This is a genomic window from Streptomyces sp. SID13031, assembly GCF_010548305.1.
GTDB lineage: Bacteria > Actinomycetota > Actinomycetes > Propionibacteriales > Kribbellaceae > Kribbella.
Map to the genome: position 1 here is coordinate 484,050 of NZ_JAAGLV010000001.1, position 24,032 is coordinate 508,081.

Genomic DNA, 24,032 nt, shown 5'->3' on the forward strand with positions numbered 1-24,032 from the left:
TGCCCCGGTGATCCACCGGGGCAGGACGGGTGGGACTCAAGCTCAGGCGGTGATGATGCCGGGGTCGCTGACTCCGGCCTCGCCGGTCTCGACGTGCCCGGCGAAGCGTCGCAGGAAGACGCTGTCCGTGTCGGCGAGCACCGATACGTCGTACCACTGCTTGCTGTGATGCACGTTCAGCTTGTACTGCGAGCTCCGGCCCTTGAGCACCTTGAGTCGCTTCGGGCGGCCGTCGTACGAGTTCGTCAGGGTGAAGATGACGTCCTTCGCGCTGGTGTTGGTCAGCGTGAAGTCGAGGTCACCCGTGCTGCCGTTGTGCCGGGCGATCACCTCGAGTCCGGTGTCCGGCTTGCTCTTGAAGGTGCGCAGGAATCCGTTCGGGCCGTGCACGGTCAGGTTGGTGACGCCGGCCGAGTACACCGTGTTCCAGGTGTCCGCGATCGACTTGCCGGCCTCGGTCGTGTAGGTCCACGGGGCGTCGGTGCGGTTCGCCGAGGTGACCAGGAACTGCGCACCCGCTTCGTTGCCAGAGGCAAACGTCAGCTGGTACTTGCCGGCTTGCGTGGCGCCGTCGACGTACGGGGCGTAGGGCAACGGCCGGGTCCGCCGGGAGCCGGCCTCCTGGACGGGCATGGCGCCGACCGCGGGCGGGGTCAACCGGTAGTCCGGGTGACGGTCGCCGTCCGGCGGCTGGTACGCCGAGGTGTCGGGGAGCTGGCCGGGCTGCTTCGCGTCGGCGCTGAAGTCGAAGGCCGCGGTCAGGTCGCCACAGATGGCGCGGCGCCAGGGCGAGATGTTCGGCTCGTGCACGCCGAACCTGCGCTCCATGAACTGGACGATCGAGGTGTGGTCGAGCACCTCGGAGCAGTTGTAGCCGCCGGTGCTCCATGGCGACACGACGATCATCGGGACGCGCGGGCCGAGACCGTACGGACCGGCCGTGTACCGCGAGCTGCCGGGGAACAGGTCGGCGCTGACGTCCACCGTGGACAGTCCCTGCGCCGCCGACATCGGCGGGAGCGGCGGGACGACGTGATCGAAGAAGCCGTCGTTCTCGTCGTAGGTGATGAAGAAGGCCGTCTTGCTCCACACGTCCGGGTCGGAGGTCAGCGCGTCGAGGACCTGCGAGATGTACCAGGCGCCGTAGTTCGACGGGAAGTTCGAGTGCTCGGTGAACGCCTCGGGTGCCGCGATCCAGGAGATCTGCGGCAGGTCGCCGTTCTTGACGTCCGCGCGGAGGTGGTCGAACAGGCCGTCGCCGGCCTTCGCGTTCGTCCCGACCCGGGCCTTGTCATAGAGCGGGTCGCCGGGGGAGGCGTTGCGATACTTGTTGAAGTACAGCAGCGAGTTGTCGCCGTAGTTGCCCCGGTATGCGTCGTTGATCCAGCCCCAGCTGCCGTCGGCGTCGAGGCCGTCGCCGATGTCCTGGTAGATCTTCCACGAGACGCCGGCCTCCTCCAGGCGCTCCGGGTACGTTGTCCAGCCGTAGCCGACCTCGTCGTTGCCGAGCACCGGGCCGCCGCCGGTTCCGTCGTTACCCGTGTAGCCCGTCCACATGTAGTAGCGGTTCGGGTCGGTCGCGCCGATGAAGGAGCAGTGGTAGGCGTCGCAGACGGTGAACTTGTCGGCGAGGGCGTAGTGGAACGGGATGTCCTCGCGGGTCAGGTACGCCATCGTCGGCGCGGTCTTGGCCGGCACCCAACGGTCGTACTTGCCGTTGTTGAACGCGGCGTGACCGTCCGGCCAGCTGTGCGCGAGTCCCTGGAGGAACTGCATGCCGAGGTCGTCGGCCTGCGGGTGGAACGGCAGTACGTCCTTCGTGCCGTTCGACTGGTGGAAGACCGACTTGCCGCTGGGCAGCGTGACGGGTCGCGGGTCACCGAAGCCGCGGACACCCTTCAGCGAGCCGAAGTAGTGGTCGAAGGAACGGTTCTCCTGCATCAGGACGACGATGTGCTCGACGTCCTCGATGCTGCCGGTCCGGCGGTTGGCCGGGATCGCGGCGGCTTGTTCGATACTGCTGGACATCGCGGCGAAGGCCGCGCTACCACCGGCTAGCTGCAGAAACCTGCGGCGGTTCAGATCTGGCATGACGGGTCTCCTCGTTGAGCGGGACGGGTGGAGCGTTCAGTACCAGCACTGCATTGGTGGCACCCTGAGTGGAAACTTCAGATGGACGGAATGTGAAGTTTATTGTTCGTTAGGAGCCGGTTTCAGACTGTAACGGACGGAGTTAACGTTTGAGTAGCGTCTGGTACGTCGCTTACGGCTCGAATCTCGCACTGAACCGGTTCCGCTGCTACCTGTCCGGGGGCCGCCCGCCGGGTGGCATGCGCGACTACACCGGCTGCCGCGACCCTAGCGAGCCCTCGCAGGTCCTCAGTGTGTGGATCCCCGGCGGCCTGGTCTTCTCCGGCGAGTCAAAGGTCTGGACCGGCGGCAGCGCCTTCTACGACCCGGACGCCGGCACGCAGGTGGCCGCTCGCGCGTACCTGATCACAGTCGACCAGTTCGCCGACGTGGTAGCTCAAGAGATGCGCCGGCCCCCGGGTGGCGAGTTCGCCCTGGCCGTGAGCGCGGTGGCGAGCATCGTGGAGATCGCGCAAGCGCTGGGTCCCGGTCGCTACGAGACGCTCATCCGGGTGGCGCTGCGCGACGGTGTGCCGATGCTCACGATGACCCACGGTGAGGCGAGTGCGCTGGAGCCCGCGGCACCGAGTGCGGCGTACCTGGGGTGGATCGGCGCGGGGCTGCGGGAGGCGCATGGCTGGGACGCGGAGCGGATTGCAGACTACCTGAGCACTGCGCCTGGAGTGCGGGGTGTCTGGGGTCGCGAGGAGTTGGTCGCCGCGGTGGAAAGGTGAAGTCGCTCACCTCTTCATATCGTATGAAACTCATATGATATGTTCTAGATATTACCTAGAGAGAGGTGTGGGGCGATGCGGATCACGGTGTTCGGTGCGACCGGGCGGATCGGGGCGGCGGCGGTTGAGCAGGGGCTCGAGGCGGGGCACAAGGTGGTGGCGGTGGTGCGAGCCTCGGCGCAGTACGAGGTGCGGCATCCGGCGCTTGAGGTGGTGAAGGTGTCCGGGGTGACGGCGGCGTCGGACCTTCTGGAGGCAGTTGATGGGGCGGAGGCGGTGGTTTCGGGGATCGGGCCGCGTGGGCGGAAGGATGGGCCGGTGACATCCAGTTCGACGCGGGCGATCACGGAGGCGATGCAGCAGAGCGGAGTACGCCGGTACGTCGGGGTGAGCGCAGCGCCGGTCGGTCCGATTCCGCCGGGGGACAGCCTGCTCAACCGGGACTTCATTCATCCGTTCTTCGGGTGGATGCTCAAGGAGACGTATGCCGACCTGGCGTTGATGGAAGAAGAACTCGCGCGGAGCGGCGTCGAGTGGACCGTCGTCCGGCCGCCGAAACTCGTCAGCAAGCCGGCCACCGGCGTCTACCGCACGGCCCTGGATGCCAACATTCCGCGCGGCCTGTCGATCTCCCGGGAAGACGCCGCCCACTTCATGCTCAAAGCCCTCGCCGACCCGCTGACGATCGGCCACGCGGTCGGCATCGCGTACTGATGAGGTTCGTGCGGTTCGCCAACGTCGCCTTCGCCGGCCTCTTCGCGGGATTCCTGCTGACCGTGCTGGTCCTCGAGCACTCCCTGCGGCCCTTCGACGGACACGTCTACACCCAGGTGCGTCAGGTGGAGTTGGTCCGGCTGGACACCCTGGCCAGCGTGACGTTGCTGCCGGCAGTCATCACGACAGTAGTGCTGGTACTACGATCCTGGCGCGCGCCGGCGATCGCGGCGCTGGTACTGCTGGTCGGGGTGTTCGCCCTGACGCTCATCGTCAACCTGCCGATCAACTCCGACCAGGCAGACTGGTTGGTCGCGACTCCACCCGCCGACTGGGCCGACGTACGGGACCGATGGCAGCTAGCCCATCTGGCGAGAACCGTTGCGGCGATCATCGCTTTGGGCCTGCTGATCTCTGGGCGGAAGCGGTCAGCTGAGTAAAGTGTTGTTCGGAGTTCGTACAACACGGGGAGCGCATCTTATGAGTCCGGTAGCTTCTGACGACAACCGGCAGCGGCGCCGGCTGGCGACCGAGATCAAGGACTCACTGCGCGAGCTGAGCAACCAGCTCTCCCTGCTCAACCACCAGGTCGGCGCGCAGCTCGAGCTCAAGGACGTCGACCTGGACTGCCTCGAACTCATCACCAGGCACGGCCCGCTGAGCCCGAGCGAGATCGCGCGCCGGGCCGGGCTGCACCCGGCGACGATGACCGGCGTCCTCGACCGCCTCCAACGCGGCGGCTGGATCGCCCGCGAACGCGACCCCGAGGCAACCGATCGCCGTGCAGTCACCGTCCGCGCGCTCCGCGAACGCAGCGCCGAGGTCTTCAAGCTGTACTCCGGCATGAACACCAAGATGGACGAGCTCCTGGCCGACTACACCGCCGCCGACCTGGAACTCCTGGCCGGCTTCCTCCAAGCCACTACCGGAGCCGGTAAGACCGCGACAACCACGCTCGCCGAGGCCTGATCCGAGGGGGGCTACCGGGCGATTGCCAAGCAGGTGGTGGTGGACTTCTTGGTGGGGTCGGATTCTGAGGTCGCGGTCAGGGTCACCTGGGCCAGCGGGGTGGCCTTGTTGGCGGCCTTGGCTTGGACCGGGATCTTGATGGTGGCGCCGGTCTTGGCGGTGGCGAGGGCGTTGGGGAGGGAGATGGTCCAGCCCTTGCCGGTGACCTTGGCGGACAGTCGGTAGACGTCGTTGTTCAGGTACTTCGCGACGTCCTCCGGGTGCGTGCCTTGCGGCGGCGCCGTCTTGCCCGTGTTGGTGAGCGGGAAGGCGCAGGTGCTGACACCGTCGCGACCAGCGAGGCCGACGGTCGGGAGAACCCGTACGCCGCGCTTCTGCGGACCGGCGCCGTCGAGGGAACGGATCGCCACCGTGTAGGAGAGCTCGCCCTTGCCGTTGCGGTGCACGTTGGTGACGTAGAAGTGCAGCCGGTTCGCCTGGTCGACGTACTCGAACTCGCTGCCCGAATTGGTACCGGCGTGGAAGAGCGCGTCGGACAGTTGGCGGTAGTCGCCGATCGTGATCGGGACCTTGGTGCCGTCGGGCAGGACGTAGTCGGTCATGTTGATGTCCTGCGGGTTCGCGTCGACGACCCACTCGAACGGTGCCGCGTCCTGGTTCTTGGTCTTCGCGAGCAGGACGCCCGCGTCGGGCGTGAACGAGTCCGTGCCGACCCTGTCGACGACCTCGACCGTGTAGTTGTTGTAGCCGCCGCCGTCACAGAACGGGTTGGTGGTGATGTCGCACTTGGGGGAGAGATCACCGGTGCCGAGCGCGATGTTGATGCCCGCCAAGTCGTTGGCGCCGGGCTGGGTCACTCGGGCGGTGACATCGGCGACGACCAGGCCCGATTGAGCCAGCGCCTCGCGCGACAGCCGTAGTACGTTCTGCTCGTCGACCATCTGCAGCTTGATCTTGTTGCGCAGCATGTGTTGCGCGCCCATCGACGCGCCACCGGTCGCCGGGATCATCCAGCGGCTGTGGGGACCGCCGGGGCCGTTGAACGTGCCGCGACTGAGCATCTCCCACGGTCCGGAGTAGTCCCGCCGCGCCGGTACGCCGAACGGGTTGTTGTAGTTGTCGCCGATCCCGAGGATGTGGCTCAGCTCATGGGCGAAGACCGACATGCCGGAACTCTCGGCCTGTGTGGTCGAACCGCCGCCCGCGTTGGGCCACAGCGTCGAGCCGGAGGCCCACGAGGTCCACGGGACGTACCGGGTGAGCGACCAGTTCGGCAGCGCCGGGTCGGGCGGGCCGAAGTCGTCGGTGACGTCTTCCTTGGTCGGGAACTTCATCGACCCGAACTCCTGCCAGGTGGACGACTCGTCCTGGCCGGCGCTGAGGTAGTAGATGAAGTCGAACCCGGCCGGTACCTCGGCGCCCTGGTCGGTGACCCAGGCGGCGCGGGCGTCGGTGCGCAGGTTCTTGTTGCAGTTGTCACCGGCGGGACAGGCCGTGCCGCCCTGGAACTCCATCGCGTACTCGTACGACTTGCCGGGCATCTGGTACGCGCCGAATGAGGTCAGCTCGACGCCGTACCGGCCGCCGGAGTCCTCCATCCAGTACTCGTGGATGGTGTGGCCGTGGTTGAGCGCGCCGGGCTTGTTGAGGAAGTCGCGGTAGAAGTCGGCGACCTGGGTGCGCGGGATGCCGTTCGCCTCAGCGCTCGGGTTGCCGAAGGGGGTGGAACCCTTCGGCTGGGTGACCACGAACGGCTGGTTCGCGTAGTCCACGAGCACGAGCGCGCCCTTGAACGTCCGGACCGAACCGGACTTGCTCGGGTCGGCCCAGTTGGTACCAGGCGGCTTCTTGTAGTCCGCCCACGTCATATGGTCGGGGTTGACCCAGTTCTGCGGGTCGATCGGCGCTCCGAAACCAGGCTGCGCGACGCGCTTGGCGGCGAACTCCGACTCCTGCCACGGCTGCTGCTGCGGCCAGTGGTCGAACTGCCAGGGATTGACGGGATCAGCCTGCGCAGCCGCCGGTACTACGGCCGCGGCGGCCGGGGGAGCGGCGTTGCCCGGCGTGGCGCCTGGCGAACTGCCGGGTGCCGCGAACGCGAGACCGGGAATGGAGACGGCTGCCAGCAGAGCGGTCGCGCGCAGGGCAAGCCGGAGCTTTCGTTGCTCAGACACGGGCGGAGTCCGATCGACGAAGGAAACATGCGGGCCTTCATCCTGCCTCATCGCAGGCGTCCGCACCCAGCCGGTTTTCCCTTGCTGTCGCCGAAAAGCTGGCGTGGATGCGGGGTGCTCGGCGTGGGGGTTGGGGTGGATGCGGGGGTGCTCGGCGTGAGGCTGGTGTGGATTCGTGGTGCTGTCCCAAGGTGGGTGTGGTTCGCGGTCTCCGCTGCGGGAGTGTCCTAGTCGAGACGATGAGCGTCAAGAGCGCTTCGCGTCCCTTCGGGATCGAACGAGTTCGACTCTTGACCCTCATCGTCTCGACCAGGGAAGGACGCAGCTATGTGGATCCCGCGGGGAGGTGTGAGCCAGGGGCCATCTTGGGTCACGCCGGCCGGGTCGCGGGGGAATGGTGGTGAGGTCGGCCGGGTTGCGGGGTCGGGCGGGGGTGGGGGTGGGGGTTGAGTGGGTAACTTTTGGTCGCCAGGTGCAAGTTTGTTTCCACCGCCGCGGGGTTGCTGGGGGCGACGGGCTGCTGTGCACACCTAACCCGGTAGGCAAGCGCTTACCTCGGTGTGTCGGGGCGCTCGCGGCGAGTTGTGCGTGCGTGCCGGTCCCGGTCGGTCCCCTCGACCAAACGCGACAGGTGTGTCTGTCGGTGATGGTGCTGTTTTGGGCGGTTTTGGGGGCTGGGTTCGTGTTGGTGGGGGTCGGCTGGCGGGTTGTTGTACCGCTAGCGTCTTGTAGGGCGCTAGTGGTCGGATAACGCGCTAGTGGCTGAGGAATCGGGGTCGCCGGGCCCGCCCGCACGCCGCCCGGGCGCGGTGCGGCGGGGCGGGGGCGTCAGGGGTGCCCGGATGGTGCCTCGCCGGGTGGAATCTTGGGTGCCTATGGTGCCCGGATGGTGGCCGGCCTTGGGATGGTGGTGACTCATCCATTGTGGTCAGTCTTTCCAGCGGCTCCGGGATAGCTGCGTCTTTGCCTGGTCGTGGTGGTGGGTGTCAAGAGTCGAACTTGTTCGATCCCGAAGGGACGCGCAGCGCTCTTGACGCGCATCGCCGCGACTAGGACCATTTCGCAGCCCGGCGACGCAATCCACAGCACCCTTGGCACAGCACCCCGAATCCAGAGCCCCCTTGGCACAGCACCCCGAATCCACAGCACCCTTCGCGACAGCACCCCGAATCCACAGCACCCTTCGCGACAGCACCACGAATCCACCCGCGCCGAACCGTGAGCGTCCCGCGACACCCTCTAGCCCCGCAATGCTGAGATGACTGCATCTGAGACAACTGTATACAGTATGTGGCTCAGCCGTTAGCCTGGCGGGGCGCAGTGTTGTCGAGGGCGGAGGGCTCGGTCCTATGTATTCAGTTACCAACCCGGCGACGGGTGAGTTGGTTGAAGAGGTGCCGAACTCGACTGCCGAGGAGGTGGAGGCGGCGATCGCGCGGGTGCACGGTGGGTATCCGGCGTGGCGGCGGCGGGGTGTCGAGGAGCGGGCCGCGATCGTGAGGCGGGCGGCTGAGTTGTTCGGCGAGCGGGCCGATGAGCTGGCGGCGATCATGACGCTGGAGATGGGCAAGCGGATCAACGAGGGGCGGGGTGAGGTCGGGATCGTGGTCGACATCTTCACCTACTACGCCGACAACGGGCCGGCGCTGCTGGCCGATCAGCCGGTCGCGATCAAGGGCGGCCAGGCGGTCATCACCAAGAACCCGATCGGGCCGCTGCTCGGGATCATGCCGTGGAACTTCCCCTGCTACCAGGTCGCCCGCTTCGTCGCGCCCAACCTGGTGCTGGGCAACACGATCCTGCTCAAGCACGCCTCGATCTGCCCGCGATCGGCTGCCGCGATCGAGTCAGTACTTCGCGACGCCGGCGTACCCGATGACGTCTACGTCAACACCTTCGCCTCGTCGCGGCAGATCTCCGCGATTCTGGCCGACCCGCGGATCCAGGGCGTCTCGCTGACCGGTAGTGAGCAGGCTGGCATCTCGGTGGCTGCCGAGGCGGGCAGGAACCTCAAGAAGACCGTGCTCGAGCTCGGCGGCTCCGACCCGCTGATCGTGCTCGACAGCGACGACCTGGACGAGACGGTCAAGGCGACCGCAACCGCCCGGATGCGCAACTGCGGCCAGTCCTGCAATGCGCCCAAACGGATGATCGTGCTCGCCGGCCTGTACGACGAGTTCGTCGACAAACTCACCAAGCGGGTCGCCGATTTCTACCTCCCCGGCGACCCGGCCGACCCCGAGACCAAGCTGCCCCCGCTGGCCTCGATCGCCGCGGCCGACGAGGTCGCCGAGCAGATCGAGCGCGCGGTGCGACAGGGTGCGACGCTCCGTACCGGTGGTCAGCGGATAGAGCCCGGCGCGTACCTCGAAGCGACCGTGCTGACCGACGTCACACCGGAGATGGACGCGTACTACGAGGAGATCTTCGGGCCGGTCGTCCTGGTCTTCAAGGCGGAGACGGAGGACGAGGCGATCGTGATCGCGAACGACTCGCCGTTCGGCCTCGGCGCTAGCGTCTGGGGCACCGACCCCGTCCGCAACCGCCGGGTCGCCGACCAGATCGAAGCCGGCATGGTCTACCTGAACAGCGCGGGCGGATCGCAGGCCGACTTGCCGTTCGGCGGGATCAAGCGCTCCGGTATGGGCCGCGAACTCGGCCCGGCCGGTATCGAGGAGTTCATGAACCAGAAGTCCATCCGGCTCTGATTCTGGTCGCAGCCCCGGCTACTGCTTCGGCCAGAGGATCAGCTGGGTGCAGCGGAAGGTCGCGATCTTGCGGCCGGTGTCCTCGTTGGTCACTTCCGCGTCCCATACCTGGGTGGTCCGGCCGAGGTGGATCGGGCGCGCCTCACACAGCACCGCGCCTTCGCGAGCGGTGCCGAGGAAGTTGCTCTTCAACTCGATCGTCGTGAACCCGGTCGCACCCTCGGGCAGATTGACGATCGTGCCGTACCCGCACAACGTGTCGGCGATGCTCACCACCGTACCGGCGTGGAGATACCCGTTCGGCGCGAGCAGCTCAGCGCGTACCGGTGTACGGGCCTTGATCAGCTCCGCCTCGACCGAGGTGAACTCGATCCCGATCAGCCCGGGCAGCGCTCCCGCGCCGTACTTGGTCAGCTCTTCGGCCGTGTACTTGGTCATGGCGGGCAAGTATGCCAGCGCTCGCCTAGGGTTGCCCGGGTGAGCATCGTGAGGGCATCGCACGTCGTTTGGGACTGGAATGGCACGTTGTTGCACGACAACGAGGTGGTGCTTGCCGCGGTCAACGAAGTGGGCGCCGAGTTCGGACGGCCGCCGTTGCGGTGGGAAGAGTGGCAACAGTTCTACTCGCGACCGGTGCGAGCCTGCTACGAGCGGGTGCTGGAGCGTTCGCTGAGCGACGCGGACTGGGCTCGGGTCGATCGGCTGTACCACGACAAGTACGACGCATTGCTGCACACCAGCGTGCTCGCACCCGGCGTACCGGAAGAACTGGTCGCGTGGCGTGAAGGCGGCCGCACGCAGTCCCTCCTGTCGATGTGGTTCCACACCCAACTGGTCCCGACGATCGCCGGCCATGGCCTCACCGACCTCTTCCAGCGCGTAGACGGTCTTCCCGGCGACCTCGGTGGCGAGTCCAAAACAGAGCACCTCGTCCGCCACCTCAAAGCCCAGAACCTGGAGCCGGCCGACGTGGTGCTGATCGGCGACGTCGTCGATGACGCCCTCGCCGCCCAAGCGGTAGGCGCTCCCTGCATCCTCGTCGCCACCGGCGCCATGACCCGCACGGCGCTGGAAGCCACCGGCGTACCAGTGGCCGACACGATCACCGAAGCGATGCGGTACGTCGTACCGGCGTAGGCGCGAGTCCTGCGAACGGCCATCGATCGCGTGACGAACTTGTATGTAACGAACATGTTCGTTACGCTGGGAACCGGGCATGACGACATGCCCCGGTCCTCGGGAGAAGTCGAATGAGCACTCATCACCCCATCGCGATCATCGGTGCCGGGCTCGGTGGCCTGACCGCCGCACGGGTCCTGCACGTCAACGGAATCGAAGCGGCGCTGTTCGAGCTGGAGCCGTCCGCGGAGACCCGGGTCCAGGGCGGCATGCTCGACATCCACGAGGAGAACGGGCAGCAGGCCCTGCGCGCCGCCGACCTCTACGACGACTTCCGCAAGATCATCCACGAGGGTGGCGAGGCGATGCGGCTGGTCGGTCCCGACGGCACCGTCCATGTGTCGGAGGAGGACGACGGCAGTGGGGGCCGGCCGGAGGTGGATCGCGGCGATCTGCGCAAGCTGCTGCTGAACTCTCTTCCCGACGGCGCGATCCGCTGGGGCAAGAAGGTCACCGGCGCGCGACCGCTCGACGGCGGGCGTCACGAGGTCACCTTCGCCGATGGATCCATCATCACCACCGACCTTCTGATCGGCGCCGACGGTGCCTGGTCGCACGTCCGGCCGCTCCTTTCGGACGCCCGGCCTGCCTATACCGGTATCTCCTTCGTCGAGGCCGACTTGCTGGACGCCGACACCCGGCACCCGCGGAGCGCCGCCTTGATCGGCAACGGATTCTTCATCTGCCTGGGCGATGAGCGCGGCTTCCTGGCTCATCGGGAGACCGACGGCAGCCTGCATGTCTACACCGCCCTCAAGGTGGACGAGGGGTGGGTGGACACCGTCGACTTCGCCGACGTCGCGGCCGCCAAGGAAGCGGTACTGGCGCACTTCTCTGGCTGGGACGAAGGGCTGCGCGGGCTGGTCTCCGACGCGGACGGTGCGCTGGTGCCACGCCGCGTTCACGCCCTGCCGGTCGGGCACGACTGGAAGCGAATCCCCGGCGTGACGCTGCTGGGCGATGCCGCCCACCTGATGTCTCCGTTCGCCGGTGAGGGCGCCAACCTGGCCATGTTCGACGGAGCGGAGCTCGGTCAGGCGATTGCCGCACACGCGAGCGACACCGAGGCCGCTCTGACGGCATACGAGGAAGCTCTTTTCCCGCGCAGTGAAGCCAGTGCCGCCGACTCCGCCGAGAGTCTGCAGACCATGTTCGCCGCCGACGGCCTGAAGCGGATGACCGAATTCTTCGCCTCCATCCCGGGTGGTCCGGTCGGGGCGGGGAGCTGAAATATGCTGGGCCCATGCCTGCTGTGAGCCGCCGGGACCGTCCCGCCAAACCTGCCCTCACCCGCGAGGGCATCGTCGACGCGGCGGTACGTCTGATGGAGAGCGAGGGACTCCAGCGCGTCACGATGCGCCGCCTCGCACTGGAGCTGGACACCGGAGCCGCCTCGCTTTACGTGTACGTCGCCAACAGCTACGAGCTCCATGCGGCAATCCTGGATCGGCTGCTGGAGCAGGTCGAACTGGTTCCGGTCGAGAGTGCAGACGACTGGCGCGAGGGGTTGCACCGAGTCCTCGGCAGCTACACCGACATCCTGCTCGCTCATCCCAGCCTGGCTCACTCTGCGCTCAACACCCGCCCTGACGGGCCGCACTACCTGGCGCTGGTCGACACGTTGCTCGGGCTGCTCGCCGCGGGGCAAGTGCCAGCCGGCCAAGCTGCCTGGGGTCTGGACTTCCTGCTGCAGACAGCCACCGCCACAGCCGCCGAACACTCTGTACCCCGCAATGGCGCCAGCCATGAAGACGAGTTGCGACAGCTCAGCGAGCACCTCGCCGGAGCCTCAGCAGAGAAGTTTCCCTACGTCCACGGGCAAGCGGCCGACCTCGTCTCCGGTACGCCGGCCGAGCGCAGGCGATGGGCCTTCGACATGCTGATCAACGGCATCATCGCCACCGCCCGCCCTGCCGGTGGTACCGGGGTGTAGCAGGCCGCAGACGACGAAACGGGCCGCGAGCTGGATGCTCGCGGCCCGTTTCGTGCTGAGAGGGGTCAGTTGAGGTCGTCGTCCTGGCCGTCGAGGGAGTCCAGGCCGTCCTTGGCCTTGTCCGTGCCCTGGTCGATCTTGTCGCTGTACTTGCCGCCGGTCTTCTCGTCGATCGCGTCGCCGGCCTTGTCGAGGCCGTCGCTGATCTTGTCGCCGTGCTCGTCGACCGCGTCGGTGAGCTTGTCCTTCATGTTGTCGAAGACACCCATGTCGCTCGCGTCCTTTCCTCGGAGTCGAGCGTCTCGCGGGTCCTCGCCCCCTCCGCAGGGCGGTGGTCCGCGTCCGAGACGCTCCGTACTCCGCCCACGTTCCCGCTCGGCGACGTTGCCAAACGCACCCGACGGCACTGGCGACCAGGTGACGCATCAACCCCACCGAGCGCGGGGTGGAAACTTACGGAATATCACCATGAGTTGTATATATCCCACTCCCAGCGAGGTATAAGGGTGCCGAATGGGTCGAACCGCCCCGTAGACCTAGGAGGAGCAATGGCTGGATTGCAAGGAGAAGTCTCATGGTTCTGTTGCGGCAACGCATGGGGACCCTGTGGAACGGCCGGGCACGGAGCCTGTGGCACCTGTAACTCGGGCAGCTTCCAGCACGCCTGGACCAACACCTCGGACGCCTGCTACTCGATCACGCGTCCCGACCGCTGCGGTATCACCGGGGTCTCCCGGCGCGGCTGCGGCTTCCGGCACGCCACCACCAACCTGTGCAACGGCAAGCGCGTCGTCACCAGCATCGCCGACTGCGGACCGCAGACCGACCTGTTCTGCGGTGAGCGGGCCTGCTGCGGTGGTACCTGCGCGTCCAACCGGGTGATCGACCTGACCCCGGCGGCGTTCAGCGCGATCGCGAGTCTGAACGCCGGACTCATTCCGTGCCAGGTAGACGCAGGCTGAGGGGGACGGACCGATGACGAACACACTGGACCGCCGCACCCTGCTCACCAGCGCCGTGCTCGGCACCACCGCGACCCTCGTCGGCGCGACCGCGATGGGTTCGCTCGCCCCCGAGACGGCCTTCGCCGCTCGCTCCCAAAGTCCCGAGGCAGGGACTCCCGACCCGAACTTCGCCGAAGGCCGGGTGACCGCTCGCGACGGCAGCATGATCCTGGTCTCCGGTTCGGACGGCCGGTTCCACCGGCTCCGGCTGACCGGTGGTACCAGCGTCTGGAAGCTCCGTCCGACCACGCTCGACCAGGTCAAGGTCGGCGACGGCCTGTATGCCCGGGGAGTACTGATGCCAGACGGCACGCTCGCCGCCGAGTCGATCTGGGTCAACATCGTGAACCTGATCGTGCACGTCACCGCGATCGGCAAGAACGTCGTGCACCTGGACCACAACGGTTCGAAGATCGTCGGCCACGTCGTACCGGGCACCAGCGCCGCCGTCTACAACGGCACACCCGCGGTGGCGGACCTGTCGATGCTGAAGGTCGGCAAGCACGCCCAGGTGATCGGCGCCTGGCGGCCGGACACCAACGAGATCGACGTCGCCACCATCTATGCGACGACGGCCTAGGGAAGGCCGCCGATGATGGGACAAGTGGCGGCCCTGCAGGCGCTGGTGATCGGCGCGCTGCTGATCTGGTCGTCGTACGGGAAGCTCGCCGGACCCCTGGTCGGTGCCAGGGCCAGGCGGACCGCCCTGAAGAAGTTCGTCGGCGAGGAGCGAGCAGAGCCGGCGTTCCGTGCGGTCGGTGGAGTCGAGTTGCTGCTCGGCGCCACTCTGTTGCTGCCTCCGCTGTGGAAGGTGGAGAGCTGGGCCGCGATCGCCTTGGCCGTAGGCTTTCTCGGCTATCTGACCTATTCGCTGGTTGCCGCTCCGGACTCGTCGTGTGGTTGCGCGGGATCCGCGACGGCACCCGTGACGTGGCGGTCGTTCGGCCGAGCTGGGCTGCTGCTCATAGCCGCAGTACTGGCGTCGACCGCCGACGTCGGCTGGTGGTCGATGCCGGGGGCAACTGCCTTCGCGGTGGTGGTCGTCGAGGTGATGTTGTTCGTTGCCTTGTCGTCCGAACTCGACCGCCGCTGGCTGCTGCCACTGCGTCGGCTCAAGGTCAGGCTCACCCACCCACTCGCGAGCACTGCCTCGTACGACGTACCGCTGGCCACGACGCATCACCAGCTGTTGCGTAGCGGTGCCTACCGAGCAGTGAACGCGCTACTGCGATCCGACATCCGCGACCACTGGGACGAAGGCGACTGGCGCTTCGTCAGCTACACGGCAACCTACGACGACCGTCCGGCAACGGCCGTCTTCGCAGTACCTCGGCAACGCTACGAACCGGATGAGGTCCGGGTGGCGATCGTCGACGACGCTTCAGGCGAAACGCTCTACCGGCCGTCGCTCTTGCCGGTACTGGCCTGATCGCGGCGAACCTGTTGGGCCGGTCCGCCGGTCCGACAGGTCAGCCGTAGACGCGCTGAGGTGCGATCAGTACGGCGGTGCGGCGCTGCTCGGCCATGACCCGGTCGTACTCGTCCCAGTCACCGTGGGTGCCGCCGGCTGCGGTGAAGATCTCGCGCAGCAGCAGGCGGAGCGACTCGGCGTCGAGCCAGGGCTGGGGGTCGTCCGGGCCGGCCAGTTCGGCCTGACCTTCGACGGTGCCCCACTTCCAGCCCTTACGGAATGTCACCGACAGCTGGGGTCGTACCCGGAGGTTGGCGAGCTTCACCCGGCCGTAGGTGACGAAGGCCAGGGTGGGTTCGCCGGTCACCGGGTGGTCGATCACGCCCGCGTTCACCAGCGAGGACTGGATGGTCTGATCTGCCCGGAGCGTCGAGACCACGGCGAGTCCCTGGTCATCACTGGCCAGGGCCACTGCTTCTGCCAACGTCGTCATACCGGCCAGCCTCTCAGACCCAGCGGTCTCAGACGCTGCGCAGGACCGAGACGACGACGCCAAGGATGACGGCGTTGTCGCCGTCGATCACCTCGTACGCCGGGTTGCGCGGCTCGAGGTACACGTGGCCGTTGCGGCGGCGGTACACCTTCACGGTCGCCTCCTCGTCGATCATCGCGGCGACGATCTGGCCCGAGTGCGCCTCGGACTGCTGCCGGATGACGACCATGTCGCCGTCGCAGATCGCCGCGTCGATCATCGAGTCGCCGCGCACGCGCAGCGCGAAGATCGTGCCGCGCCCGGTCAGCTCGCGGGGCAGCATCAGGGTGTCGTCGAGGTGCTCGATGGCCGAGATCGGCGTACCGGCCGCGATGTCACCGACCACCGGTACGGAGACCGAGTCGTCGGCGGGCGCCTGCGGCTGGTTGTCGTGCAGGAACATCCGCACGTCGATCGGCCGCGACATCGACTGGCTCCGGCTGAGGAAGCCCTTCTCCTCCAGGCTGGTCAGATGCCGCGACACCGTCGACGACGACCGCAACCCGACCGCCTCACCGATCTGCCGGGTGCTCGGCGAGTACCCGTGCTTGACCACCCAGTCCCGGATCGCCACCAGAATCTTCTGCTGCCGCTCGGGAAGACTCGAAGCGTTCAACTGCTCGAAAGGGTCAAGGTCGTCGTAGGTCACCGGCGGAATTCTAGGGCCGGCCACCGGGCGGCGCTATCGACACGCGGTTACTCTTCGTGCACCATCAAGGCAAAGGCGCGGCTGGGGGGCCAGATCCGCGCCGATCTAAGCCGGGGGGCTCGCATGCGCGAAGACGTCGAATTCTCCTATCGGCTGCCGCTGACCTATGTACGGATCACCGGCACCCGAACCGACATCACCGACGAACTGGTAGACGGAACAGTCCCCGCCGAGTACGCATCGGTGGTGACGACCGAGGCCGGCGCCGATCCATTGACCGAGTGCCGGGTGAGTATGTCCGCGGAAGCGCTCACCACGCAGAAGTCGACCTGGAACCTGCTGACCGACGGCCGGCTGACCGGAACCGACGTGACCGTCACCGCCGAACCGCTCGCCCGCTGGAAGACCGCGCTGGAAGTGGGCGCCGCCGTTGTCGGTGCGGGAGCGCTGGTGGCAACCGGTCCGGTGGGCTGGGGCGTGCTGGGTGGAGCCGGCGCGGCGGCAATCGGCGCTGGGATTGCCAGTAGTGGCAGCCGCAACCTGTTCAAGTCTCTTCAGGACGAGGGGCGCGGGACGGGAGCAAAGCCGGCGCCACCCGGGGACGCCGACATGGATGACTGGGATGTGCCCAAGCTCTATCAGAAGGAAGAACCCGAGGCCGCGAAGACGCTGGCCAACTATCGCCAAGCCTTGGCCACTGGTGCTGCCGCACACGCCAATGCTGCCCGAGCCTGGGCCATGGCCGTAGACGAGCAGGACTACTGGGAGTATCGCGTCAGGTCTCTGCAGCGGATGCTCGCGTCGGCCACGGTCGGTGCGGAGCACGCCGAGGCGGCGTACACGAAGTGGAAGTCGGCCAGGCGCACGACCATGGTCACGCCTTTCGACGAGCGCTTCCGCATCGACGTCCTCCCGGACTCGCAGACACTGACTAGCTGGGCGAAGGCTCCCGGCGAGGTGGACGTGAACAGCTGGACCCGGCTGGCCAAGGATCTCTGCGTCGCGGTGTCTGTCGACCTCGAGGACACTGTCGGTGACGACGGGCAGAACCACCAGGAGCCCTTCGAGCCGCGGGTGAGCCGGGGCGACGTCATCCACCGCCGGCAGCCGCGGCCCGCAGTACTCACGGTCTGGAAGCTGAAACTGAACGAGGACCAGTCGTACGAGCCGGAGAAGGTCGACGTACGGCGCCTGCTGGTGGCCTATCCCGGCAACGAGAAGGTCCTGAGCATCGAGAGCGAGGACGACACCTCGGGTGCGGTGGCTGCCGTCTTCGACGAATCGGGCGCGCTGACCAAGGTCACCACGGACCTCACCGATCCGGCGCTGCAACGGGCCAAGGACATCTCGGCGTTGATCCCTGCCGTCGGTACTGCCGCCCAGTCCGGCCGTGACCTGATGAAGGCCTTCTCGCCACCGACGCTCGTTGAGCGCGCCGCGGAGGCGAAGGCGGCCCGCGAGCTCGGTCTGACCCCGTCGGCTCCCGACCCGCTGGAGACGCGGAAGAAGGAGCTGGCCGAGCAGCAACTCCAGGCACAGCTGAAGATCGCGCAGCAGATCAATTCGTCGACATCGGTTCCCGTGATGGTGACGATCACGCAGCCAGCGGCGGGCTGACCTCCCGGTCAACGCGCCGCCCACGCCGTCTTCCGCTCGGGGAACGCACCGGTCCGATCTCAGGTGCTCCGAGGAGTGACTGTCACAGCTTGGACAGCTGCCCTGTCTTAGCTGTGACCCGTCGGCAACCGATGCCGACGGCACTGGAGGAGGAATTCCCGATGAAGATCGTCGTAGTCGGCGGCACCGGACTAATCGGCTCGAAAGTCGTCGCGAAGCTGACCGAGCACGGCCACGAGGCCATCGCCGCGTCCCCTGCGACGGGGGTCAACACGCTCACCGGCGAGGGCCTCGAAGAGGTGCTCAAGGGTGCCGACGTCGTCGTCGACGTCTCCAACTCGCCGTCCTTCGAGGAGAGCGCGGCGACCGAGTTCTTCCGGATCTCCAACGGCAACCTGCTGGCCGCCGAGAAGGCCGCCGAGGTAGGGCATCACGTGGCACTGTCCGTGGTCGGTACCGACCGGCTGGCCGCGATCGACCACGACCCGCAGTCCACCAGCGGGTACTTCCGGGCGAAGCTGCTGCAGGAGGCCCTGATCCTCGAGTCCGGGCTCCCGTACTCGATCGTGCACGCGACCCAGTTCTACGAGTTCGCCGGCTCGATCGCGGATGTCGGCACCGACGGCGACGTGGTGAAGTTGCCGACGGCACTGATCCAGCCGATGGCGGCCGAGGACGTCGCGAAGGCCGTCGGCCGGGCCGCGGTCACTCCGCCGACCAACCGCATCACCGAGATCGGTGGGCCGGAGCAGTACGGGCTGGACGAGTTCATCCGGATCGCGCTGGCCTCCCGCAAGGACCCGCGCACTGTGGTCGCGGACGACAGCGCGACGTACTACGGCATCGCGATCGAGGAGCGCAGCCTGGTCCCGGCCGGCGACGCGCTGCTCGGTGAGCTGCACTTCGGTGACTGGCTGGCGGCCCAGGCCGCGGAAGGAAAGTGAATCCTGTGACGCAGACCCGAGCAGACGAAGGCGTCCTGCAGGACTACCGGGGACGGGTGCCTGGCAGCAGGCGCTCACCATGTTGCAGTCGGCGAACCCGCCGCACGTCGCCCCGGACGCCGAGGTGATGACCGCGATCCTGGAGTATCCGCCCGGCGACCCGGGCGCCCCGCCGCACCGGCACTCCGGACCTGCCTTCGGCTACATGCTGGAGGGCGAGATGTGGTTCGAGCTGGAAGGCGAAGCGCCCCGGGTGATCAAGGCCGGCGAGGCGTTCTGGGAGCCGGGTGGCGACGTCATCCACTACCGCGACGGCAACAACCGCTCGGACGTCGCGAGCAAGTTCGTGGTCACCATGCTGGGCGTTCCCGGCCAGCCGATGTTCGTCGTCGTCGAGCAGGACGAACTCGAGCGGCGTAGGGACCGGCGAGTTCCGCCGCCGTCATGAGTACGCCGGACGAGGAGTTCCTGGACGGCCTCGAGGGCGAGGTCGACCAGGACCTGACGATGATCCAGACGAGCCGGCCGGACGTACCCGGTTCGCCCGAGGGCTGGCAGGACGATCCGGCCGAGATCGAATACGAAGAGGCGAGCCTGCGCAGCCTCCGCGGCGCGATCGAGTCCCTGGAAGGCAAGGCCGATGGTCAACCCCGCTGAGCGGGACCGGTAGGCGGTCAGGTAGTTGCTGAAGGCACCTAGTGCATCGCCTGAGTATTTTCCGGCTCTGGGAATGCTCACGTGGTGCACAAGGTTTCCGAGGTGGCGGTCAGTGGACGTCGTCGGTCAGCGTGGTGGTGCGACGGCATGGGGCCGGGCCTACTGCGAGGGTGAAGCCGATGCTCAAGCCCGAAGTTGGTTCACTCGTTGGGGCGGGAGATGCCGAGGCCGCTGCGGGCTTCCCGGCCGTACTTTGCGACCTCGGTGGTCAGGTCGAGGCGGGAGACGCCGGACTTGTTCCGGTCCTCGTCGGTCAGTAGTCCGGACGGGATGAGCCAGACGATCTCGAACTCCAGGCCGTTGGGGTCCTTGCCGTAGAGGGACTTGGTGGTGCCGTGGTCGGACTGGCCGACCAGGGCGCCGGCGTCGGCGAGGGTTTTGGCCAGGTCCTGCAGGTCGCCGAGGGTGTCGACCTCCCAGGCCAGGTGGTAGAGGCCGACGGTTGATTGGCCGGCGCCCGACGGACCGGCCTCGGCGCCGATCTGGAACAGGCCGAGGTCGTGGTCGTTGGTCGATCCGGGCGCGCGCAGGAACGCGGCGCCCTGGTAGGCGTCGCCGCCCTCGATGTAGCCGAAGCCGAGGACGTCACGGTAGAAAGCGACGCTCTCGCTGACGTCGCGCACGTACAGGACCGCGTGGTTCAACCGGAAAATCGCCATGACCCGATGGTAGTTGAGAACTCAACTGGCAGGTAGCCCGGGCCTGACGACTGGCCTCGTACTCAGTGGCGGGTTTTGGCCTTTGCTTCCTTGGCGGCCTTCACGCGCTCGTCCTCGGCCTGGACGTCGGCCTGGATCTCCCGCTCGCGCTGCAGCCAGTCGGGGTTCTCGGCGCGCAGTTCCTCGATCTGGTCGGTGGTCAGCGGCTCGGTGTACCCCGCGCGGGCCAGGCCGGAGATGGAGACGGCGAGGCGGGCGGCGACCACCGGGCGCGGGTGCGGGCCGGTGTTGCGCAGCTCGCGCAGCCACTCCGGCGGGTCGGTCTGCAGGGCGTGGAGCTCGTCGCGGGTGACGACGCCCTCCTGGAACTCCGCGGGCGTGGCTTCGAGGTACACACCAAGCTTCTTGGCCGCCGTTGCGGGCTTCATTGTCTGGCTGGTCTTCGGCGACGTCATAGGGCCCAGGGTATCGAGAGATAGCCTGACCTTGTGACTGCACCTTCTTTCCGGCTCGCGTACGTCCCCGGCGTCACACCGACCAAGTGGGTGCGGATCTGGAACGAGCGGCTGCCCAGGGTCCCGCTGGAGCTGCTCGGGACCCCCGCTGCGGAGGCGCCGGACCTCGTCCGGGCGGGTGGCGCCGAGGCTGCATTGCTGCGAGTGCCGTTCGACCGGACCGGCCTGAATGCGATCCCGCTCTACACCGAGACGACGGTGGTCGTCGTACCGAAGGACCATCTCGTCACGGCGGCCGAAGAGGTCACCGCGGCCGACCTCGCCGACGATGTCGTACTACGCCCGCTGGACGACACGCTCGACTGGGAACAGTTGCCTGGTCACCCTTTCGCCGAGCGCCCGGAGACGACAGCGCTGGCCATCGAGCTGGTCGCGGCCGGGGTGGGGCTGCTGGTGGTACCGCAGTCGTTGGCGCGGTTGCATCACCGCAAGGACCTCACCTACCGGCCGATCACGGACGCGCCTGAGTCGGAGGTCGTACTGAGCTGGCCGGAAGGTGAGCCGTCCGAGCTGATGGAGCAATTCATCGGCATCGTCCGCGGCCGGACCGTCAACAGCTCCCGTCAACCGGTCGCCGCGCCCAAGGTGAAGGCCACTGACAAGGCCAAGGCGAAGGCCAAAGCGAAGAAATCCGCACCAGCGGCCAAGACTCCCCAGCGTCCTCAGCGAGGGAATCGCCGCCGCTGACTCACTGCTTCGGCAGCTAATCTTGACTCATTCCAGAAAAGGGGGAAGACTCTGGAAGGTGGCTGCACCGACGGATTTCGAGCAGAGGTTGCGCGGGGCTGCTCTGCGCGTGACCCGGCCCCGGGTGGCCGTGCTCTCCGCCGTCCATGAGAACCCGCACGCCGACACGGACACGATCATCCAGTCCGTGCGCGCGGATCTCGACGTTTCCCACCAGGCCGTGTACGACGTACTGCGCGCGCTGACGACGGCCGGTCTGCTCCGGCGGATCCAGCCCACCGGCTCGGTCGCGCGCTACGAGGGCCGGGTCGGGGACAACCATCACCACGTCGTCTGCCGATCCTGCGGAGCGATCGAAGACGTCGACTGCGCGCACGGCTCCGCCCCTTGTTTGACGGCATCGGACGATCGCGGTTACGCGATCGACGAGGCCGAGGTCGTCTATTGGGGCCTGTGCCCCGCCTGCTCCACCACGTCCAGAACTCTTTGACCCCGGAAGGTTTGCCGTGTCTGAAGGACCGAACGCCGAAGTCGGCGAGATGAATGACGAGAGCGAAGCGAAGTGCCCGGTCGACCACGGTCAGCTGAAGCACCCGACCGAGGGTGGCACCAACCGTGAGTGGTGGCCGAACCAGCTCAACCTGAAGATCCTCCGCAAGCACCCCGCGGTCGCCAACCCGATGGGCGAGGAGTTCGACTACGCCGCGGCGTTCGCGACCGTCGACCTCAACGAGCTGGCCGAGGACGTCGACGCGGTGCTGACGACGTCGCAGGACTGGTGGCCGGCCGACTTCGGGCACTACGGCCCGTTCATGATCCGGATGGCCTGGCACAGCGCCGGCACGTACCGGGTCCAGGACGGTCGCGGCGGCGCGGGCGCCGGCATGCAGCGGTTCGCGCCGCTGAACAGCTGGCCCGACAACGGCAACCTGGACAAGGCTCGCCGGCTGCTCTGGCCGGTGAAGAAGAAGTACGGCGCCTCGGTGTCCTGGGCCGACCTGATGATCTTCACGGGTAACCGCGCACTGGAGACGATGGGCTTCAAGACCTTCGGCTTCGCCGGCGGCCGCGCCGACGTCTGGGAGCCCGACGAGGACGTCTACTGGGGTCCCGAGGCCACCTGGCTCGGCGACGAGCGCTACACCGGTGACCGCGAGCTGGAGAAGCCGCTGGCCGCAGTGCAGATGGGGCTCATCTACGTGAACCCCGAAGGCCCGAACGGCAACCCGGACCCGCTGGGCTCGGCCCGCGACATCCGCGAGACGTTCGGCCGGATGGCGATGAACGACGAGGAGACCGTCGCGCTGATCGCCGGTGGGCACACCTTCGGCAAGACGCACGGTGCGGCCGACCCGGACAAGTACGTCGGCTCCGAGCCCGAGGGCGCCCCGCTCGAGGAGCAGGGCCTGGGCTGGAAGAACAGCTTCGGTACCGGCAAGGGCCGCGACGCGATCACCAGCGGCCTCGAGGTCACCTGGACCTCGACCCCGACCCGGTGGAGCAACAGCTTCTTCGAGAACCTGTTCGGCTACGAGTGGGAGCTCCACCCGAGCCCGGCCGGGGCGAACCAGTGGCGCGCCAAGGATGGCGCCGGGGCGAACACGATCCCGGATCCGGAAGACGGCTCGCTGAACCGCGCGCCCACGATGCTGACCGCCGACCTGGCGCTGCGCTTCGACCCGATCTACGAGCAGATCTCGCGTCGCTTCCTGGCCAACCCGGACGAGTTCGCGGAGGCCTTCTCCCGCGCCTGGTTCAAGCTGACCCACCGCGACATGGGCCCGATCCAGCGCTACCTCGGCCCGTTGGTGCCGCAGGAGGAACTGCTCTGGCAGGACCGCGTCCCCGCCGTCGACCACGAGCTGGTCGGGGCCGAGGACATCGCCGCTCTGAAGGCGCAGATCCTCGGTTCGGACCTGTCGGTCTCGCAGCTGGTGAGCACCGCCTGGTCGTCGGCAGCGTCGTTCCGTGGCAGTGACAAGCGCGGTGGCGCGAACGGTGCCCGCATCCGCCTCGAGCCGCAGAACGGCTGGGAGGTCAACGAGCCCGACGCGCTGGCGCAGGTGCTGCGCACGCTCGAGGGGATCCAGGAGACCTTCAACGCGACCGGCAAGAAGGTCTCGCTGGCCGACCTGATCGTTCTCGGTGGCGTCGCGGCAGTCGAGACGGCCGCCAAGGCCGCCGGGTACGACGTCGAGGTGCCCTTCACTCCGGGCCGTACCGACGCGTCGCAGGAGCAGACCGAGGTCGACTCCTTCGCGGCGATGGAGCCCACCGCGGACGGGTTCCGCAACTACCTCGGCAAGGGCAACCGCCTCCCGGCGGAGTACCTGCTGATCGACCGGGCGAACCTGCTGACCCTGAGCGCGCCGGAGCTGACCGTCCTGATCGGCGGCCTGCGCGTCCTGGGGGCGAACTTCGGGCAGTCGTCGCTCGGTGTGCTCACCGACCGGCCGGGACAGCTGACCAACGACTTCTACGCGAACCTGCTCGACCTGGGGACGACGTGGAAGCCGGCCTCGGCCGACGACGGGACCTACGAGGCCCGCGGCGCCGACGGCGAGGTCAAGTGGACCGGTAGCCGGGTCGACCTGCTGTTCGGGTCGAACTCCGAGCTTCGCGCGCTGGCGGAGGTCTACGCCAGTGACGACGCGCAGGAGAAGTTCGTGCACGACTTCGTCGCCGCTTTCGTCAAGGTGACGAACCTGGATCGCTACGACATCAGCTGATTCAGTGTCACAGGAACAGCCCGGGCC

Annotated in this window: 26 protein-coding genes; 18 read left to right on the top strand and 8 right to left on the bottom strand. The window is 67.5% G+C overall.

The window, feature by feature from the left end:
- Nucleotides 1–42: 42 nt before the first annotated feature.
- Nucleotides 43–2,091, bottom strand: a complete 2,049-nt coding sequence (locus G3I17_RS02155; protein WP_164593366.1) for a phospholipase C, phosphocholine-specific — start codon at nt 2,089–2,091, stop codon at nt 43–45.
- Between the two features lie 149 nt (nt 2,092–2,240).
- On the opposite strand from G3I17_RS02155, the gene G3I17_RS02160 reads away from it, so the two are divergent.
- The 4 genes from G3I17_RS02160 to G3I17_RS02175 all read left to right on the top strand — a co-directional run bounded on the left by G3I17_RS02160 (nt 2,241) and on the right by G3I17_RS02175 (nt 4,547).
- Nucleotides 2,241–2,864 (top strand): histone deacetylase, encoded by a 624-nt coding sequence (locus G3I17_RS02160; protein WP_164593368.1) that lies wholly within the window; start codon nt 2,241–2,243, stop codon nt 2,862–2,864.
- A gap of 75 nt (nt 2,865–2,939) precedes the next feature.
- Entirely contained in the window at nt 2,940–3,578 is a 639-nt protein-coding gene (locus G3I17_RS02165; RefSeq protein ID WP_164593370.1) for an NAD(P)H-binding protein, read from the top strand.
- Entirely contained in the window at nt 3,578–4,018 is a 441-nt protein-coding gene (locus G3I17_RS02170) for a DUF1772 domain-containing protein (RefSeq protein WP_164593372.1), read from the top strand. Before G3I17_RS02165 ends, G3I17_RS02170 begins: the two co-directional genes overlap by 1 nt.
- 40 nt (nt 4,019–4,058) lie before the next feature.
- Nucleotides 4,059–4,547: a MarR family transcriptional regulator gene (locus G3I17_RS02175; RefSeq protein WP_164593374.1), complete on the top strand. Its 489-nt coding sequence runs from the start codon at nt 4,059–4,061 to the stop codon at nt 4,545–4,547.
- Nucleotides 4,548–4,558: 11 nt separating this feature from the next.
- Here the strand turns inward: G3I17_RS02175 and G3I17_RS02180 are convergent, their stop codons facing one another.
- Entirely contained in the window at nt 4,559–6,721 is a 2,163-nt protein-coding gene (locus tag G3I17_RS02180) for a M6 family metalloprotease domain-containing protein (protein WP_164593376.1), read from the bottom strand.
- A gap of 1,349 nt (nt 6,722–8,070) precedes the next feature.
- Between G3I17_RS02180 and G3I17_RS02185 the strand changes: the two genes are divergently transcribed.
- The gene (locus tag G3I17_RS02185) at nt 8,071–9,429 is read left to right on the top strand and encodes an NAD-dependent succinate-semialdehyde dehydrogenase (protein WP_164593378.1); all 1,359 of its coding nucleotides are present in this window, start codon (nt 8,071–8,073) and stop codon (nt 9,427–9,429) included.
- Nucleotides 9,430–9,447: 18 nt separating this feature from the next.
- Here the strand turns inward: G3I17_RS02185 and G3I17_RS02190 are convergent, their stop codons facing one another.
- Complete coding sequence (locus G3I17_RS02190; protein ID WP_164593380.1) at nt 9,448–9,867, bottom strand: PaaI family thioesterase; 420 nt, start codon at nt 9,865–9,867, stop codon at nt 9,448–9,450.
- A 39-nt stretch (nt 9,868–9,906) separates the two neighbouring features.
- Here G3I17_RS02190 and G3I17_RS02195 point away from each other — a divergent pair, with 39 nt between their 5' ends.
- The 3 genes from G3I17_RS02195 (at nt 9,907) to G3I17_RS02205 (ending at nt 12,541) form a co-directional block, all read left to right on the top strand.
- Nucleotides 9,907–10,566: an HAD family hydrolase gene (locus tag G3I17_RS02195; protein ID WP_164593382.1), complete on the top strand. Its 660-nt coding sequence runs from the start codon at nt 9,907–9,909 to the stop codon at nt 10,564–10,566.
- Between the two features lie 113 nt (nt 10,567–10,679).
- A complete protein-coding gene (locus tag G3I17_RS02200) occupies nt 10,680–11,837 on the top strand; it encodes an NAD(P)/FAD-dependent oxidoreductase (RefSeq protein WP_164593384.1) in 1,158 nt (385 codons plus the stop codon).
- 14 nt (nt 11,838–11,851) lie between these two features.
- On the top strand, nt 11,852–12,541 hold the full coding sequence (locus G3I17_RS02205; protein WP_164593386.1) for a TetR/AcrR family transcriptional regulator C-terminal domain-containing protein: 690 nt from the start codon (nt 11,852–11,854) through the stop codon (nt 12,539–12,541).
- A gap of 65 nt (nt 12,542–12,606) precedes the next feature.
- Here G3I17_RS02205 and G3I17_RS02210 read toward each other — a convergent pair whose 3' ends face one another.
- On the bottom strand, nt 12,607–12,810 hold the full coding sequence (locus G3I17_RS02210) for an antitoxin (RefSeq protein WP_164593388.1): 204 nt from the start codon (nt 12,808–12,810) through the stop codon (nt 12,607–12,609).
- A gap of 279 nt (nt 12,811–13,089) precedes the next feature.
- On the opposite strand from G3I17_RS02210, the gene G3I17_RS02215 reads away from it, so the two are divergent.
- The 3 genes from G3I17_RS02215 to G3I17_RS02225 are packed head-to-tail and all read left to right on the top strand — an operon-like array spanning nt 13,090 to nt 14,974.
- A complete protein-coding gene (locus tag G3I17_RS02215) occupies nt 13,090–13,503 on the top strand; it encodes a hypothetical protein (RefSeq protein WP_164593390.1) in 414 nt (137 codons plus the stop codon).
- 13 nt (nt 13,504–13,516) lie between these two features.
- On the top strand, nt 13,517–14,125 hold the full coding sequence (locus G3I17_RS02220) for a cell wall protein (RefSeq protein WP_164593392.1): 609 nt from the start codon (nt 13,517–13,519) through the stop codon (nt 14,123–14,125).
- 12 nt (nt 14,126–14,137) lie between these two features.
- Nucleotides 14,138–14,974 (top strand): MauE/DoxX family redox-associated membrane protein, encoded by an 837-nt coding sequence (locus tag G3I17_RS02225; RefSeq protein WP_203589611.1) that lies wholly within the window; start codon nt 14,138–14,140, stop codon nt 14,972–14,974.
- Between the two features lie 40 nt (nt 14,975–15,014).
- Here G3I17_RS02225 and G3I17_RS02230 read toward each other — a convergent pair whose 3' ends face one another.
- Both G3I17_RS02230 and lexA read right to left on the bottom strand, forming a co-directional pair.
- Nucleotides 15,015–15,449, bottom strand: a complete 435-nt coding sequence (locus G3I17_RS02230; RefSeq protein WP_164593394.1) for a TIGR03618 family F420-dependent PPOX class oxidoreductase — start codon at nt 15,447–15,449, stop codon at nt 15,015–15,017.
- Between the two features lie 28 nt (nt 15,450–15,477).
- Nucleotides 15,478–16,137 carry a transcriptional repressor LexA gene (lexA, locus tag G3I17_RS02235; RefSeq protein WP_164593396.1) on the bottom strand — a complete coding sequence of 220 codons (660 nt, stop codon included), beginning with the start codon at nt 16,135–16,137 and terminating at the stop codon, nt 15,478–15,480.
- A gap of 123 nt (nt 16,138–16,260) precedes the next feature.
- Here lexA and G3I17_RS02240 point away from each other — a divergent pair, with 123 nt between their 5' ends.
- The 4 genes from G3I17_RS02240 to G3I17_RS02255 all read left to right on the top strand — a co-directional run bounded on the left by G3I17_RS02240 (nt 16,261) and on the right by G3I17_RS02255 (nt 19,355).
- The gene (locus tag G3I17_RS02240) at nt 16,261–17,754 is read left to right on the top strand and encodes a hypothetical protein (RefSeq protein WP_164593398.1); all 1,494 of its coding nucleotides are present in this window, start codon (nt 16,261–16,263) and stop codon (nt 17,752–17,754) included.
- Between the two features lie 161 nt (nt 17,755–17,915).
- On the top strand, nt 17,916–18,698 hold the full coding sequence (locus tag G3I17_RS02245) for an NAD(P)H-binding protein (protein ID WP_164593400.1): 783 nt from the start codon (nt 17,916–17,918) through the stop codon (nt 18,696–18,698).
- 79 nt (nt 18,699–18,777) lie between these two features.
- Nucleotides 18,778–19,146 carry a cupin domain-containing protein gene (locus G3I17_RS02250; RefSeq protein ID WP_164593402.1) on the top strand — a complete coding sequence of 123 codons (369 nt, stop codon included), beginning with the start codon at nt 18,778–18,780 and terminating at the stop codon, nt 19,144–19,146.
- Entirely contained in the window at nt 19,143–19,355 is a 213-nt protein-coding gene (locus G3I17_RS02255) for a hypothetical protein (protein ID WP_164593404.1), read from the top strand. Before G3I17_RS02250 ends, G3I17_RS02255 begins: the two co-directional genes overlap by 4 nt.
- Nucleotides 19,356–19,555: 200 nt before the next feature.
- Here the strand turns inward: G3I17_RS02255 and G3I17_RS02260 are convergent, their stop codons facing one another.
- Nucleotides 19,556–20,074: a VOC family protein gene (locus G3I17_RS02260; RefSeq protein ID WP_164593406.1), complete on the bottom strand. Its 519-nt coding sequence runs from the start codon at nt 20,072–20,074 to the stop codon at nt 19,556–19,558.
- A gap of 62 nt (nt 20,075–20,136) precedes the next feature.
- Nucleotides 20,137–20,529 carry a DUF5997 family protein gene (locus tag G3I17_RS02265; RefSeq protein WP_164593408.1) on the bottom strand — a complete coding sequence of 131 codons (393 nt, stop codon included), beginning with the start codon at nt 20,527–20,529 and terminating at the stop codon, nt 20,137–20,139.
- Between the two features lie 33 nt (nt 20,530–20,562).
- Between G3I17_RS02265 and G3I17_RS02270 the strand changes: the two genes are divergently transcribed.
- The 3 genes from G3I17_RS02270 to katG are packed head-to-tail and all read left to right on the top strand — an operon-like array spanning nt 20,563 to nt 24,005.
- Nucleotides 20,563–21,276 carry a LysR family transcriptional regulator substrate-binding protein gene (locus tag G3I17_RS02270; RefSeq protein WP_164593411.1) on the top strand — a complete coding sequence of 238 codons (714 nt, stop codon included), beginning with the start codon at nt 20,563–20,565 and terminating at the stop codon, nt 21,274–21,276.
- Nucleotides 21,277–21,334: 58 nt separating this feature from the next.
- Nucleotides 21,335–21,766 (top strand): Fur family transcriptional regulator, encoded by a 432-nt coding sequence (locus tag G3I17_RS02275; protein WP_164593413.1) that lies wholly within the window; start codon nt 21,335–21,337, stop codon nt 21,764–21,766.
- A 49-nt stretch (nt 21,767–21,815) separates the two neighbouring features.
- Nucleotides 21,816–24,005: a catalase/peroxidase HPI gene (katG, locus tag G3I17_RS02280; RefSeq protein ID WP_203589711.1), complete on the top strand. Its 2,190-nt coding sequence runs from the start codon at nt 21,816–21,818 to the stop codon at nt 24,003–24,005.
- Nucleotides 24,006–24,032: the final 27 nt, after the last annotated feature.

What these genes read in the sequence shown, in the direction of transcription:
- G3I17_RS02155 (WP_164593366.1), bottom strand. Translation starts at nt 2,091, where the DNA reads ATGCCAGATCTGAACCGCCGCAGGTTTCTGCAGCTAGCCGGTGGTAGC.
- G3I17_RS02250 (WP_164593402.1), top strand. Translation starts at nt 18,778, where the DNA reads ATGTTGCAGTCGGCGAACCCGCCGCACGTCGCCCCGGACGCCGAGGTG.
- katG (WP_203589711.1), top strand. Translation starts at nt 21,816, where the DNA reads ATGAATGACGAGAGCGAAGCGAAGTGCCCGGTCGACCACGGTCAGCTG.
- G3I17_RS02175 (WP_164593374.1), top strand. Translation starts at nt 4,059, where the DNA reads ATGAGTCCGGTAGCTTCTGACGACAACCGGCAGCGGCGCCGGCTGGCG.
- G3I17_RS02165 (WP_164593370.1), top strand. Translation starts at nt 2,940, where the DNA reads ATGCGGATCACGGTGTTCGGTGCGACCGGGCGGATCGGGGCGGCGGCG.
- G3I17_RS02170 (WP_164593372.1), top strand. Translation starts at nt 3,578, where the DNA reads ATGAGGTTCGTGCGGTTCGCCAACGTCGCCTTCGCCGGCCTCTTCGCG.
- G3I17_RS02210 (WP_164593388.1), bottom strand. Translation starts at nt 12,810, where the DNA reads ATGGGTGTCTTCGACAACATGAAGGACAAGCTCACCGACGCGGTCGAC.
- G3I17_RS02260 (WP_164593406.1), bottom strand. Translation starts at nt 20,074, where the DNA reads ATGGCGATTTTCCGGTTGAACCACGCGGTCCTGTACGTGCGCGACGTC.
- G3I17_RS02190 (WP_164593380.1), bottom strand. Translation starts at nt 9,867, where the DNA reads ATGACCAAGTACACGGCCGAAGAGCTGACCAAGTACGGCGCGGGAGCG.
- G3I17_RS02185 (WP_164593378.1), top strand. Translation starts at nt 8,071, where the DNA reads ATGTATTCAGTTACCAACCCGGCGACGGGTGAGTTGGTTGAAGAGGTG.
- G3I17_RS02255 (WP_164593404.1), top strand. Translation starts at nt 19,143, where the DNA reads ATGAGTACGCCGGACGAGGAGTTCCTGGACGGCCTCGAGGGCGAGGTC.
- G3I17_RS02245 (WP_164593400.1), top strand. Translation starts at nt 17,916, where the DNA reads ATGAAGATCGTCGTAGTCGGCGGCACCGGACTAATCGGCTCGAAAGTC.
- G3I17_RS02265 (WP_164593408.1), bottom strand. Translation starts at nt 20,529, where the DNA reads ATGACGTCGCCGAAGACCAGCCAGACAATGAAGCCCGCAACGGCGGCC.
- G3I17_RS02220 (WP_164593392.1), top strand. Translation starts at nt 13,517, where the DNA reads ATGACGAACACACTGGACCGCCGCACCCTGCTCACCAGCGCCGTGCTC.
- G3I17_RS02225 (WP_203589611.1), top strand. Translation starts at nt 14,138, where the DNA reads ATGATGGGACAAGTGGCGGCCCTGCAGGCGCTGGTGATCGGCGCGCTG.
- G3I17_RS02230 (WP_164593394.1), bottom strand. Translation starts at nt 15,449, where the DNA reads ATGACGACGTTGGCAGAAGCAGTGGCCCTGGCCAGTGATGACCAGGGA.
- G3I17_RS02240 (WP_164593398.1), top strand. Translation starts at nt 16,261, where the DNA reads ATGCGCGAAGACGTCGAATTCTCCTATCGGCTGCCGCTGACCTATGTA.
- G3I17_RS02200 (WP_164593384.1), top strand. Translation starts at nt 10,680, where the DNA reads ATGAGCACTCATCACCCCATCGCGATCATCGGTGCCGGGCTCGGTGGC.
- G3I17_RS02215 (WP_164593390.1), top strand. Translation starts at nt 13,090, where the DNA reads ATGGCTGGATTGCAAGGAGAAGTCTCATGGTTCTGTTGCGGCAACGCA.
- G3I17_RS02205 (WP_164593386.1), top strand. Translation starts at nt 11,852, where the DNA reads ATGCCTGCTGTGAGCCGCCGGGACCGTCCCGCCAAACCTGCCCTCACC.